Origin of the sequence: Paenibacillus alkaliterrae, from assembly GCF_021532375.1 — a bacterium.
GTDB classification, from domain to species: Bacteria; Bacillota; Bacilli; order Paenibacillales; family Paenibacillaceae; genus Pristimantibacillus; species Pristimantibacillus alkaliterrae.
In genome coordinates this window covers 15,153-28,013 of record NZ_JAKGAP010000035.1, presented here as the reverse complement: position 1 = coordinate 28,013, position 12,861 = coordinate 15,153, and the positions used below count along the sequence as shown (strand labels likewise).

Here is a 12,861-nt window from a genome sequence, read left to right as displayed (position 1 = left end):
CCCATTTTCAATGGAAGACGGCAATTCCGCAACTTTGACATGGATAAACTGAATAAGGATATCGACTACCCTCTTATCTTAATTGATCGATCAGCGATCTAACCTTAATGACAAACCGGTCCGCTTCTTCGGCGGATGCGATGACCGGACTATATTTCGCCCGCTCGAAGCCGTCGAGCACCGCCCGGAAATCGTCACGCAACCGCTTCTGGCTTTGCGACCAACGAAGCACCGCTTCGCGCATCGTCTCATGCTCCTGACGCTCCATGCCCCGTTTCTTGCATATGCGGAGCAGCTTCTGCGTTTCAATTACGATTCTGTCATTTGACGTATACGAACCGTGCCTGAGCTTGCGCCATGCGGCAACTACCTGCCCGCGACGGAGGATAAGCCAAGCTGCCGCCGCCGCAGCAAGCAATGAGACGGAGCTCCAAGCCCAAACTTTTCCGTTGGAACCGCCTTTGGCCGCGTTGGGCGAGGACACCTCTGCTCCATCCGTATCCACTTCCGGCAGCGGCTCTGTTTCTTCTTCCGCCACCGAATAAGGGAACGAAAAACCAGCGGTTGCTTCGAAAGGAATCCATCCGAAGCCCTCGAAATAAATTTCAACCCAGGAATGCGCGTCTGAGTTGCGAACCGTATACGTGCCTGCTCCTGTCGGGTTTAGTTCCTCCCCCATATACTCCTCTGGGGGCCCGTAGGCGCTGACCGGAAGCGCGCCCGGCGCAAAGCCCTTCACCCATCGAGCGGGCAGACCCAGACTCCGCGCCATAACGGCCATCGAAGTGGAGAAATAATCGCAATATCCTTCCTGCAGTTCAAACAAAAACCGATCGACGAAATCGACGCTTGTGCCGGTAAGCTTACTCTCGTCCGGCTTATTGTTATACGAGTAGTTAAGCTGCAAATAGGCTTCAAGCAATTTCGCCCTATCGTAGTCGTTAGTGCCCTCGGAGGTAACCTCCTCGGCCAACTCCTTTACCCGCGCGGGCAGCGTATCCGGTAATTGCAAATAAAATGCGTTGCGTGCCGCGTTCGCCGAACCCGGCCACCCGGCTTGGCTGCTTCTTAGAGCAGCTTCGTCCAATACCGGAACAGATGAGGTTAACGAGTAGGCTTTCGGATAATTCTCATATTGGACGGACCAATCAAGCAGCCTAAGCTCCAAAGAGCCGGGCATCCAAATTAAGCCGTTCGGTATCGGCGCTTTATCATTTCCGACCCAATTCACCTTCGCCACTGGAGAGGCTGCGAACAATACGGGATATGAATCCTTCCGGATCATGGTCACAATTTGATCAACCTGAATGGAGCCTGCCGCAGGGGGCTCGTCAAAGCTCGACAGCTCAACGCCCTTTTGGACGCGGGTTATATCATCAGCCTCTGCATCTCCATCTACCCAGCCATCGCCGGTATATATGGACTTTGACTCTCCCCGCCAGTAGCTGCGGTGCGAAGTAGATACGGTCATCATCGGTGAATAATCATACTCAAAGCCGCCGCCAAGCAGCTCGTCGCTCCTGCTGTAGCCGGAGCTTGCATTGCCGGTGCTGCCGGGCGTTCTCGAATCCGCCCCTTTGTCGCCGATAAACACCCGAACCTTCTCTCCCCTGGATTCCTTCCAAATCGTATAGGGATCCTGCAAAATCGGAGAGAGTGACGGCATGTTCAAACCAACCGTCATGAGTACAGAGAGTACGAGCGCAATCGGAAGTATCAATTGAAGCGGATATTCGAGAAGCTCCTCCCAGCTTCTCGGATGATTGCGCTGCAGCCTGGACAAGTGGTTCGCGACGAGCCAGAGCAGCCCGATGAACACGACCATTCCTGCCTCATCCCAGAGCCAAATCGGCGTAAATGAATCCGCAATCGTCAAAATCAGCAGACTTACGCCGATTAAACCGAACATGCGCGCCCGTGTCGTCGTCCAAATTCCGAACAGAACATGAAGCATAAGCAGTACTGCGCTAATCCATATGAACGGATGAAGCTGTACGGCATGCACTTGCAGCCACCAAACCCATTCCTGCCAGCGCTCAGGCCTTCCGACGATCCAATCCATTCTAGCCAGCTGAGTCGTAATCATGATGGCGCCCGCTGTTTGAAGCAGCAGCTTGATGAACCGCATGCGATGCGGAAGCAAAACATCGACAGCCGCAGCCATAAAAATCGTAAAGTAAGCAATGGCGTATGTCTCATCCCACCAGTAGCTTTCAAAAATAGCAATCGTATTGGCTAAAATAACGGCGATAAATACAGAAGACAGCTTCTCGTACCAATCGGCCGTTAAATAAGCGGCAAAGCCTTTTAACCCGCGCTTCATGCCATTCCTCCCCCTTCCAGTACGACAGGGAGCTCTTGGAGCTGGCTTATTTCAAATACCGGCCATCCCCGATCGCGTATCACATGCTTCCATGAAGGATGATGGCTTAGCTTATCCGTGGAAGATGAAATATGAAGCATGCAAGGGAGGATCCCTTTGCGGGACAGCCACTCCATGCTTCGGATAACGTCAGCGCCCGTGTCCGGGGTAATGATAATAGCAAAGCAGCCCGGCTCCAGAATATGATCCGCCCGCTGCAGGGAAGCGTAAAGCGGGCACGGGGCATCCGCATCAACAAAAGTTAAATGCTTCATTAATAAATTGCGCTGGACCAGACCCGACTTTGGATCTATCATCGTCATGCTTTCGCCGATCGAGAGCAATCCCATAGCTGTATCTTCCTTCAGCCCTTTCTCAAGCAGCGAAGCAGCCGCGGAAACGGCCAGCTCGAAACGCGTCGCCAGTTCGCCGTTATAGCCGACGGGGTTTCGGTCGAGAATAACAAGCGTGCGGGGAAGCGATTCGCGCTCGAACGCTTTGGACTTCCATTGTCCGGTCTTGGCGGTAGCATTCCAGTGAACGCGGGACAAACGATCGCCGTACAAATATTCGCGGACGCCGTTAATCTGCGTCGTCTCCTTCGCCGAGCGGGAAGCTGCAGCATGCGAATACGGACCTCGAATCCCTCGCTGCACGCCATGCCATTGCCTAAGCGGAACCGTTTGGGGAAGTACGCTAAATACGGTTTCCGATCCGAAATGCCCGGCATGCTCGAACAAGCCGAACACGTCGTAAGATAGACATTCCGTATGCGTAAATCGATACTCGCCGCGCTGGAGCGGCGGCGTTTGGTAGGCCACCTGCCCGCTCCGCTTCCAATTAGGCACGAATGACGTTTCGAAAGCAAGCTTCTGACCGTTATGGCGATGCAATTGATCTCTAACGATGACATATGGCAGCGGATAATAACCTGGAATTTTCACGTTTAAGCTGACTTCAAGCGAGCTGCCGGCAGATAGCGAATGATCATGCGTCGATGTACCCGGGCCGACATAGCTTCTGTTCCCGCTCACTTTATGAATGCCGCTCCATCGTCCAAGCAGCAAGTAAACGATGAGCAAATTCAAAATAATAAAAAGCATGAATGCGGTTTTCCCGCCTTGAAACAGGAAATAAAAGAGGCTGGTCGTATAAGTAACCGCGACAAGCTGCCAACGCAGCTTAGTTGATTTGATGGCTATCATCAGATTAGCGCTCTAGCCGAACCGGCACTTTCGTGGTCTGAATCACCTGATTAATGATATCCTCCGCTTTAAGCCCGTTCATTCTCGCTTCTGTTCTTAGCAGCAATCTATGAGCCAGCACATAAGGCGCAAGCTCCTTGACGTCGTCCGGCGTGACGAATTGCCTCTGCCGGATATATGCGCTTGCCTTTGCCGCTCTCGCGAGCGAAAGCGCCGCCCGAGGGCTTGCGCCAAGCATGACGCTTGCGTGCTCTCTCGTGCCTCGGATCAAGCTAACCAAATATTTGCCGACGGCTTCATCAATATGCACCTGCAGAACCTGATCTTGAATATGGAGCATATCCGCTATATTAATCATGGGCTCTACACGGTCGGACGGATGTATTCCTTCATTAGATAACACCATTTGCCGTTCATCCGTTTCATTCGGATAGCCGAGCGACAGCTTCATCATAAACCGGTCTAGCTGCGCTTCGGGCAATGTATAGGTTCCTTCGAACTCGATAGGATTTTGCGTAGCGAGCAAAACGAACGGACGCGGCAGCTCGTAAGTGTCGCCGTCAACCGTTACATGTCCTTCCTCCATAGCTTCGAGCAAAGCGGATTGCGTCTTCGTTGTCGCTCTATTAATCTCATCCGCCAATAAAATATTTGCCATTACCGGACCCGGGCGAAATAAAAAAGCCTCCTGCTTCGGATGATAAATGGATACGCCCGTAATATCGGTCGGAAGTAAATCGGGGTTACATTGAATGCGTCGAAATTGCCCGCCAATCGTCTTTGCCAACGCTTTCACTAATTGCGTCTTGCCCGTTCCCGGCACATCCTCGAGCAGAACATGTCCGCCAGCAATAACAGCGATTAACAATCTTTGGATTTCTTCCTGTTTTCCCAGGATACAAGTTTCTAAGTTTCGTAGAATAGCGGCGCATAATTGCATATTTGCAGGACGAATATCCATTTCATAACCTCCCGAAAAATAACGTTGAGTAAAAACTTCAATACTACTATTTTACAGTACTTCCTTTACCCTGCACAAATCTTTTCACTACAAAAAAAATTGGAGGATCACACAGGATCCTCCAAAGCTTAATCAAAACCTAGCCCTTTGGCCTGACGACCAGCGCAGCTAAGAATGAAAATATGATAGCGGCCGATATACCGGCGCTTGTTACTTTGAAAATACCGGAGATCACGCCGATCCATCCTTGGCTGTGCAGCTCGGTCAATGCACCGTGCACGAGCGCATTGCCGAAACTTGTGATAGGCACCGTTGCTCCGGCTCCGGCGAATTTCACCAACGGATCGTATAGATTAAAGCCATCGACGATCGCTCCGATCACAACGAGAGTTGCCATCGTATGCGCCGGCGTCAGCTTAAGCACGTCAAACATTAATTGTCCGAGTAGGCAAATCGCGCCGCCAACTAAAAAAGCCCACAAAAAGATCATGACCATTACCCCTTTCTTGCGATAGCTACGGCATGCGCAATGCACGGTATGCTTTCACCTTGTTGAAATGAAAGGGGCGATAGCAGTGCGCCAGTAGCAACAACTAAAATCCGGTTTAATTCGCTTTTCTTAATCCGCTTCAGCAGATGTCCGTAAGTAACGACAGCTGAACAGCCGCAGCCGCTGCCCCCGGCCTGCACCTTCTGTTTTTCTACATCGTATACCATCAGACCGCAATCGTTGAATACCGTGTCATTCATGGGTACGCCGTTTTGCAGCAGCAATTTCTCGGCAATAGGATGTCCAACCCCGGCCAAATCGCCCGTTACAATTAAATCGTAATCGCGAGGAGATCTTCCTGTATCATTAAAATGGGCTTGAATCGTATCTACAGCCGCCGGAGCCATCGCCGCTCCCATATTGAACGGGTCCTTGATACCCAAATCGACGATTTTACCGATTGTCGCGCACTCCACGACCGCGCCCTCGCCCCGGTCGGCTACAATAGCAGCACCTGCGCCGGTCACCGTATATTGCGCAGTCGGCGGCTTCTGCGAACCGTATTCGGTTGGATAACGGAACTGTTTCTCCGCCGTACAGTTATGACTGCACGTGCCTGCGAGCACATGGCTTCCGGCTCCTGAATTAACAAGCAAAGCCGCGAGAGCCAGCGACTCCATCGAGGTGGAACAAGCGCCAAATACACCGAGATACGGAATACCGAGGGAACGCGCTGCAAAGCTGTTGCTAATAATTTGGTTCATCAAATCTCCGCCAATATAAAATTGCAGCTGGTCGCGTTCAATGCGCGCATTCTGGATGGCAAACTCGGACGCCTGCTCCAGAAGCAATCTCTCCGCCTTCTCCCAGCTTTTCTGCTGCATGTCCAGCTCCGGATGAACCAGATCAAAATCGGCTGCGAGCGGTCCCTCTCCTTCATCCGGACCGACGACGGTAGCTTCGCCGATAATAACGGGGCGCTTCTCAAACCACCACGATTGTTTCCCGCGCAGCATATTACTGACCCCCAGTTCCAAGAATGAGATGGGCTATACCGACGAAGAAAGCTGCAACCGTACCGTAAACGATGACCGATCCGGCCAGCTTAAACATATTGCCGCCAACGCCAAGCACGAGCCCCTCGCTGCGATGTTCAAGCGCGGCAGAGCACATCGAATTCGCGAACCCGGTTACAGGCACGGCTGATCCCGCTCCGGCCCACTGCGCGATTTTGTCATATACGCCAAGGCTCGTCAAAATAACGGATATCAGAATAAGCGTTGCAACCGTAGGATTGCTTGCCGCTTCCTGAGTCATTCCCATCAAATGCACATACAGCTCCGAAATGGCTTGTCCAACCACGCATATCGCGCCGCCGAAAACGAATGCCTTTATGCAATTCGCAAATATCGACCGCGGAGGCTCCATCGTTTTGGCGAATGATTGATATTCCTTTGGCGACATGGACATCTTCTTATAATTATGGCCGCGTTTTCTTTTGGTTGCCAATGCTGCACTCTCCTTATCTGCCGCGCGGATTCTTCTTAGGTCTGAATGACATCTTCCGCATCGTCTGTTCTCGTTCATTATTTGTAATAGGAGGTAGCATTATGCCAGCAAAAAAAAGGATTGCCGCAGACCTATAAACCGGTTCGGGACAATCCTTTTCTTATAGACATATAGCGAACAATAACAGGACTAACAATACGTACAGGACGAGCACGAGTAAGCTGATTGTGAACGGCTGCCGGCGTTTCGTAGACATAAGCACTACTCCTCTCATGTCGGGCTTTTAACCATAGTATATGCACGAATACCCATATTGGGAGCTTGTTCCGCCTATCCTGCCACAAAACGTAAGGCGACTAGGATCGCTCGAGGATCATTACTGCTTTTGCAGCCAAGCTGAATGCTCCGCTTACGAGCTCGCCTGTCAGCAAATTTTTCCGCGGCTCTGCTGAAAGCTGCAGGTCTGCCGCTTCTGCGTTATGGTTCAAAATAAAGGTAAACGATTTGCCGTCTTTATTTCTGCGCGTCACCTCTACGCCCGAAGGAGCCGCCAGCACCGGCTCGATGCCTTTGGCCTCGCATAGATTCTTTAGCAGCGACTGCAGGAAATGCTGGTCAGGGTTTGATGCGATGTACCATGCTTCTCCTTTACCGAACTTGTTGACGGTGACGACAGGCATGCCCTTGTAGAAATCAGAGCCGTATTCCGCTACCACCTCTGCGCCTTCCGAATGGATGAGATCGCACAGGATGCTGCAGGTATAAGTTCCGCTTAATGCGCCGTCCGCTTTTTTCATTACGATTTGATTTTGCTGGCCTGGCAGCAGAGCATCGATTTCCTCCGCCCAAATGCCGAGTACTTTTCTCAGCCTGCCCGGATAACCGCCCGTTGTGACGATATCCGTTTCGTTTACAATGCCGCTAAAGAAGGTTGTGATGAACGTTCCTCCGCGCTCGACGAAGGATTCCACCTTCTCAGCAAAGCCGGGTTTGATCATATACATGACCGGTGCGATAACAAGGTCATATTGCTCCAAATTTTCTTCAACGCTGATCATATCCGACTGAATGTTCAATTCGAACAAGGCGTCATAATATTTATGAACCTGGTCGACGTATTTGAGTGCGACGCTTGGTCCGCTTGAAAGCTCGACCGCCCAGCGGTTTTCCCAATCAAATACGATGGCCGCCTTAGCGTCAATGCGGGAATCAAGCAGCTTATCGGATAAATGCGTGAGCTCACGGCCAAGCTCCGCGCATTCGCGGAACACGCGCGTATGCTCATGACCGACATGCTCGATCACGGCGCCATGGTATTTCTCGCATGCGCCGATCGAACGTCGCAGCTGGAAGAACATGACCGTATCCGCGCCATGCGCTACCGCTTGATAGCTCCATAAGCGCATAACGCCCGGCCGCTTCAAAGCATTGTACGCTTGCCAGTTTTGCTGGCTGGGCGTCTGCTCCATCAGCATGAACGGCTGTCCGCTCTTAAGACCGCGCATAAGCGCATGTGTCATCGCCGTGTAGCTAACCGGCGTATCAATGGAAGGATAGTTATCCCAAGATACAACATCCATATGTTTGGCCCATTTGAAATAATCCAGCTCCGGGTATGTACCCATCAAATTAGTCGTAATTTGGATGTCCGGAGAGTGCTTGCGAATCTCCTCATATTCGGATAAATAACATTCGAGCAAAGCGTCCGATTGGAAACGGCGGTAGTCCAGAGAAATGCTTTGGAAGTTCGTACGGTTCTCGCCCCATTCCTCGCTAAGCGCGTTCGGCGGCACGATTTCGTCCCAATCATAAAACGTATGGCCCCAGAAGCTTGTATACCAAGCTTTATTGAGCTGCTCAATCGTGTTGTAGCGCTTCTGCAGCCAAATTCGGAATGCCTCGGCGCAATTATCGCAATAGCAATAACCGCCATACTCATTCGAGATATGCCAAGCGACTAGCGCGGGGTGATCCTTATAGCGTTCTGCCAATTTGCCTGCGACAAGACCTGCATATTTACGATAGGTTGGGCTGCTTGGGCAGGAATTATGCCTGCCGCCAAATTTCCGCTTGCGTCCCTCGTAATCTACGCGCGTCACATCCGGGTATCTTTTGGCCATCCAGGCCGGATGAGCGCCGGTGCTAGTCGCCAGACATATCGAAATATGGTCCCGATGCAGTCTATCTATGATTTTGTCCAGCTCTTCAAAGCGATAAACGTCTTCGCTAGGCTGAATGCGCGCCCATGAGAAGACATTTACCGTCGCGACATCGATGTCCGCCAGCTTAAACATCCGCAGATCCTCTTCCATTGTCGCATCATCCCACTGCTCGGGATTATAGTCGCCGCCATACCATATTTTAGGAAGCTTATTATGTATCATAAAAGCCGTTCTCCCTTCTTTCCTTCAGATCATTGTTAATGAGGGAAGAGAGCCCATGCTATGAGCTCTCTTCTTTCTCGCCTATTTTAAGCTTATTTTGACCAAAGCGCTACACGATCCTTAACCATCTTTGTAAACTCGGCATTCAATTTCGCCACGTCTGCATCTTCCAGATCTTTCAAGAAAGCATCGTAAATTTTATCAAAATCTTCCGGTTTAGCAAGAATTGCTTCCGGGATGCGTTTCTTCATAATATCTTGCGTTTTTTGGAAAATAACGTTGGCTTGGGAGCCCGTTTCAAATGGCAGCGTCCAAGCTGCGCCGTACTTGCGCTCAGGGAAAGCATCGTCAGCAGGCCATAGATCTTTGTATGTCGTTGCGCCATATGCCGCAAGCGTCTTCTTGTCTTGTTCCGAGTATGACGCTTGAATTTGCTCCGGGAAAGTCGTCGTGTAATAGTTGCCGGAAGGATCCTTCACACCGTCACCGTAACGGGCAGAGATCAAATAGTTGCCGATACCCGTTGTTTTCTTAAACGTATTATTGTCGTTCGATTTCATTTCTTGTACATCTGCAGGAATGACACGTTTGCCATCTTCTACATTATAGTGCTGACCTTCAATACCCCAGTTTACGAGTACTTGACCTTCATCAGAAGCAAGGTAATCAAGGAATTTGATCAAGCGTACTGGATCTTGCGCATCCTTCGTAATACCGACACCATAACCTGCGATGTAGCCGGTGCCTTGGAACGAATGATCTTGGAATGTTTCATCCAAGGTTACAGGGAACCTTGCATAGGTCGAACCGAACTTGCCTTCAGCCTTCAGAGCATTTTCAGCTTCGCCGTAATCCCAGTTTTGGTCGATCAGACCAAGAACGCGGCCGGAAGCAATTTTTGCTTTGTATTGATCGTATTTTTGAACGAAGCTTTCTTTGTCAAGAAGGCCGATATTGTTCATATGGTTGAGCCAACGGAAATATTCTCTTTCAATAGGGCGTTGATAATGCATGATTGCTTCATGAGTCTCTTGATCTATATAAAACTCGCCATCATCCGGTGCACCGGTCGCATAGAACGCAGGGTTAGTTACGGAAATCAAAATCTGCCATTCTCCGCCATTAAGCGACATTCCTATTGTCGGTTGTCCGTCAGGCGTTGTAGGATTTTTCTCGATGTAGGCTTTGATCGCCGCTTCATAATCTTTAACGGTTTTGATCTCAGGATAGCCTGCTGCTTCAAGCACTTGGTGCTGTAATTGGAAGCCGCCGCCCGCATCGAAATAGGTTTGGCCTACTCCGCCTTGCGGAAGCGTGTAAATCGCTTCGTCCTCTTCGCTCCAGCGCAGGCGGTTGAAATATTCGCCATATATCTTTTGCAGATTTGGAGCGTGCTCCTCGATCAGCGGACGAAGGTCGATCAATGCGCCGGCGTCAACCAGCTTGCCTGCGCTGCCTTTTGGCATAACCATATCTGGATAATCATCGCTCGCTACCATCAGGGCGAACATATCAGAATCCGTTCCGCCGACAGGAAATTCTTGTTTAATCGTAATGCCAGTTTTTTCTTTAATCGCTTTGCCGACATCAGAGTTCATGTCATCCCAGCTCGGGTTGTTGTCGCCAGACGCAATACGGATCGTAATGGGCTCTGCCGTTTCTGCTGCATTTGTTCCATCGTTCGTGGTTCCATTCGTTCCGCTGTTTGTGCTGCCTTCATTATTCGAATTGCCGCAAGCGGTGACGAATACGAATACAAGTGCCAACATCAAGCTTAGAACCATTTGCAATTTTCTTTTCATTGCTTAAAAGCCTCCCTTTTTTTCTTGTGCATGAACAGCATGTATATAACAGGAATTCTGCTATTACCAACATTAGCTTTTTACTGCGCCCAGTGTCATCCCTTTTACGAAATACTTTTGCAGGAAGGGATACACGAGCAGGATCGGCACCGTTACGACAATCGTTATCGCCATTTTAATAGACTCGGGCGATACGGCCGCAAGCGATTGCTGAGCGTTCGGGTCACGATAGTTGCTTCCCGTTTGGGTGGACAGAAGCACCTTCATCAATTCATATTGCAGCGTCGTGTTTTCGGCATTCCGGTTATTGAACAAATAAGTGTCAAACCAGGAATTCCAGTGACCGACAGCGATGAACAACGCAATGGTTGCAAGTACGGGCTGGCAAAGAGGAAGGATAACCTTCCAAAATATAGTCCAATCATTCGCGCCGTCGATTTTCGCTGATTCTTGAAGCGCGTACGGCAGCCCGTCAATGTAGGAGCGTACTACGAACACGTTCCAAACGCTCAAAATGGCAGGAATGATGTAAACGGAAAAGGTACCGATTAAGCCCAGGTTTTTCATCAACAGGAAGCCCGGAATAAGTCCGCCGGTGAAATACATCGTAAGGGCGAATACGACCGACATCCATCTTCTTGCCTGAAAATCGGGACGGCTCAACGTATAAGCCATCATCGAAGCCGATATGACACCGATCAGCGTTCCGAGCACTGTCCGAATGACGGAGTTTTTAAAGCCCGTGAGCAGTCCCTCGAAGCCGAAAATCGTTTCGTAGTTTTTGAGCGTAAACTCACGCGGGTAGATCGTCAATCCGCCGCGTACCGTATCGACCGAGTCGTTGAACGAAATCGCGAGCACGTTCAGAAACGGATATAAGGTTACGATTGCTACAATCGCCATGAATACGTAGATGAATAAGTCAAAAACTTTATCGCCTGTTTGTTTTTTTGCAACTCCTTGCATACGCCTTACCTCCTATATGATCGATTCTTTGGTGACCCGTTTGTAAATGCCGTTCGCGATAAACACGAGCAGGATGCTGACTACGGAGTTGAATATACCAATGGCCGTACCATACGAATATCGGCTCATTTGGATCCCGTACTTGAGCGCATACAAATCGAGTACCTCTGAATAATCGGAGACTAGCGGATTGCCGAGCAAAAATTGCTTCTCAAAGCCGATACTGATTAAGTGGCCGATCGACAGGATGAAAAGGACCATAAAGGTTGTCCGAATGCCCGGCAGCGTGATATGCCACATTTTGCGGAATCGGCCCGCGCCGTCAACGGTAGAGGCTTCGTAAAGCTCCGGATCGATACCCGCCATCGCGGCCAGAAATATGATCGAGTTCCAGCCCATTTCCTTCCACAGGTCAGACAACGTTACGATACCCCAGAACAATTCGCCTTTGGCCATAAACTGAATCGGAGCATCAATAAAGCCAAGCCACATGAGCAATTGGTTTACGGCCCCGCCGTCCGTAGACAGCATCTTCGATACGAGTCCCGCTACTACGACCCAGGACACGAAATGCGGCAAATACGAGATCGTTTGTACCGAACGTTTGAAAAACTGTCCTCTCATTTCATTCAGCAACAGCGCGAAAATGACAGGAATCGTGAATCCTACAATAAGACCCATCGTGCTCATCGCCAGCGTATTGCGCAAAACGATATAAAATCTTTCATCTTGAAATAATTCGATGAAATTATCGAGTCCGACCCACGTTTGGTTAAGAATTGAATCCTTTGGTTTGTAGTTTTGGAAGGCGGTCAGCCAGCCCCATACAGGCACGTAACTGAAAATGAAAATCCATATAACGAATGGAAGTGACATCATATACAAGTAACGCTGCTGAAAAGCTTTGAACCAAAAACGGTTCCTTTTTTGTACCACCTCTGCCTTTAGGGCACCTTCTGTTAGCGGTTTCATCTGTGATCCTCCTAGTATCTTTGCTCCAGGCAAAAACGGCTCCGTAAGCTTCCTCTTTGTATGTGCGTAGCTTACCCTCTCTTATCTGTACTAATCATAAACGATTAAGCCCCTGCCATTACACCCGATAAATTAGACCTAAAATCATATGAAAATAAGCACTTTCGAGCGCTTTCATTATGTTGGATTATCGGCCGAAAGGCATAAAAA

At 49.9% G+C, this 12,861-nt stretch carries 10 protein-coding genes; all 10 read right to left on the bottom strand.

Going from position 1 to position 12,861, the window contains the following annotated elements; translation table 11 throughout:
- Window positions 1-73: 73 nt before the first annotated feature.
- Window positions 74-2,323: a DUF4129 domain-containing transglutaminase family protein gene (locus L1N85_RS15480; RefSeq protein WP_235239985.1), complete on the bottom strand. Its 2,250-nt coding sequence runs from the start codon at window positions 2,321-2,323 to the stop codon at window positions 74-76.
- Window positions 2,320-3,567, bottom strand: coding sequence for a DUF58 domain-containing protein (locus tag L1N85_RS15475; protein WP_235239984.1), 1,248 nt, complete (start codon window positions 3,565-3,567; stop codon window positions 2,320-2,322). The genes L1N85_RS15480 and L1N85_RS15475 overlap by 4 nt, the downstream gene beginning before the upstream one ends.
- 4 nt (window positions 3,568-3,571) lie before the next feature.
- Complete coding sequence (locus L1N85_RS15470) at window positions 3,572-4,528, bottom strand: AAA family ATPase (protein WP_235239983.1); 957 nt, start codon at window positions 4,526-4,528, stop codon at window positions 3,572-3,574.
- 139 nt (window positions 4,529-4,667) lie between these two features.
- The gene (gene spoVAE, locus L1N85_RS15465) at window positions 4,668-5,018 is read right to left on the bottom strand and encodes a stage V sporulation protein AE (RefSeq protein WP_235239982.1); all 351 of its coding nucleotides are present in this window, start codon (window positions 5,016-5,018) and stop codon (window positions 4,668-4,670) included.
- Between the two features lie 5 nt (window positions 5,019-5,023).
- Window positions 5,024-6,034, bottom strand: a complete 1,011-nt coding sequence (gene spoVAD, locus L1N85_RS15460; protein WP_235239981.1) for a stage V sporulation protein AD — start codon at window positions 6,032-6,034, stop codon at window positions 5,024-5,026.
- Between the two features lies 1 nt (window position 6,035).
- Window positions 6,036-6,527: a stage V sporulation protein AC gene (gene spoVAC / locus L1N85_RS15455; RefSeq protein ID WP_407946444.1), complete on the bottom strand. Its 492-nt coding sequence runs from the start codon at window positions 6,525-6,527 to the stop codon at window positions 6,036-6,038.
- Between the two features lie 356 nt (window positions 6,528-6,883).
- Complete coding sequence (locus L1N85_RS15450) at window positions 6,884-8,911, bottom strand: beta-galactosidase (protein ID WP_235239980.1); 2,028 nt, start codon at window positions 8,909-8,911, stop codon at window positions 6,884-6,886.
- Between the two features lie 92 nt (window positions 8,912-9,003).
- Entirely contained in the window at window positions 9,004-10,713 is a 1,710-nt protein-coding gene (locus tag L1N85_RS15445) for an ABC transporter substrate-binding protein (protein ID WP_235239979.1), read from the bottom strand.
- A gap of 72 nt (window positions 10,714-10,785) precedes the next feature.
- The gene (locus L1N85_RS15440; protein WP_235239978.1) at window positions 10,786-11,679 is read right to left on the bottom strand and encodes a carbohydrate ABC transporter permease; all 894 of its coding nucleotides are present in this window, start codon (window positions 11,677-11,679) and stop codon (window positions 10,786-10,788) included.
- Window positions 11,680-11,691: 12 nt separating this feature from the next.
- Window positions 11,692-12,651 (bottom strand): ABC transporter permease, encoded by a 960-nt coding sequence (locus tag L1N85_RS15435; RefSeq protein ID WP_235239977.1) that lies wholly within the window; start codon window positions 12,649-12,651, stop codon window positions 11,692-11,694.
- Window positions 12,652-12,861 lie beyond the last annotated feature (210 nt).

Bases quoted from the DNA above. Each gene is read 5' to 3' on its own strand.
- L1N85_RS15480 (WP_235239985.1), bottom strand. From the start codon at position 2,323: ATGAAGCGCGGGTTAAAAGGCTTTGCCGCTTATTTAACGGCCGATTGG.
- L1N85_RS15475 (WP_235239984.1), bottom strand. From the start codon at position 3,567: ATGATAGCCATCAAATCAACTAAGCTGCGTTGGCAGCTTGTCGCGGTT.
- L1N85_RS15470 (WP_235239983.1), bottom strand. From the start codon at position 4,528: ATGGATATTCGTCCTGCAAATATGCAATTATGCGCCGCTATTCTACGA.
- spoVAE (WP_235239982.1), bottom strand. From the start codon at position 5,018: ATGATCTTTTTGTGGGCTTTTTTAGTTGGCGGCGCGATTTGCCTACTC.
- spoVAD (WP_235239981.1), bottom strand. From the start codon at position 6,034: ATGCTGCGCGGGAAACAATCGTGGTGGTTTGAGAAGCGCCCCGTTATT.
- L1N85_RS15450 (WP_235239980.1), bottom strand. From the start codon at position 8,911: ATGATACATAATAAGCTTCCTAAAATATGGTATGGCGGCGACTATAAT.
- L1N85_RS15445 (WP_235239979.1), bottom strand. From the start codon at position 10,713: ATGAAAAGAAAATTGCAAATGGTTCTAAGCTTGATGTTGGCACTTGTA.
- L1N85_RS15440 (WP_235239978.1), bottom strand. From the start codon at position 11,679: ATGCAAGGAGTTGCAAAAAAACAAACAGGCGATAAAGTTTTTGACTTA.
- L1N85_RS15435 (WP_235239977.1), bottom strand. From the start codon at position 12,651: ATGAAACCGCTAACAGAAGGTGCCCTAAAGGCAGAGGTGGTACAAAAA.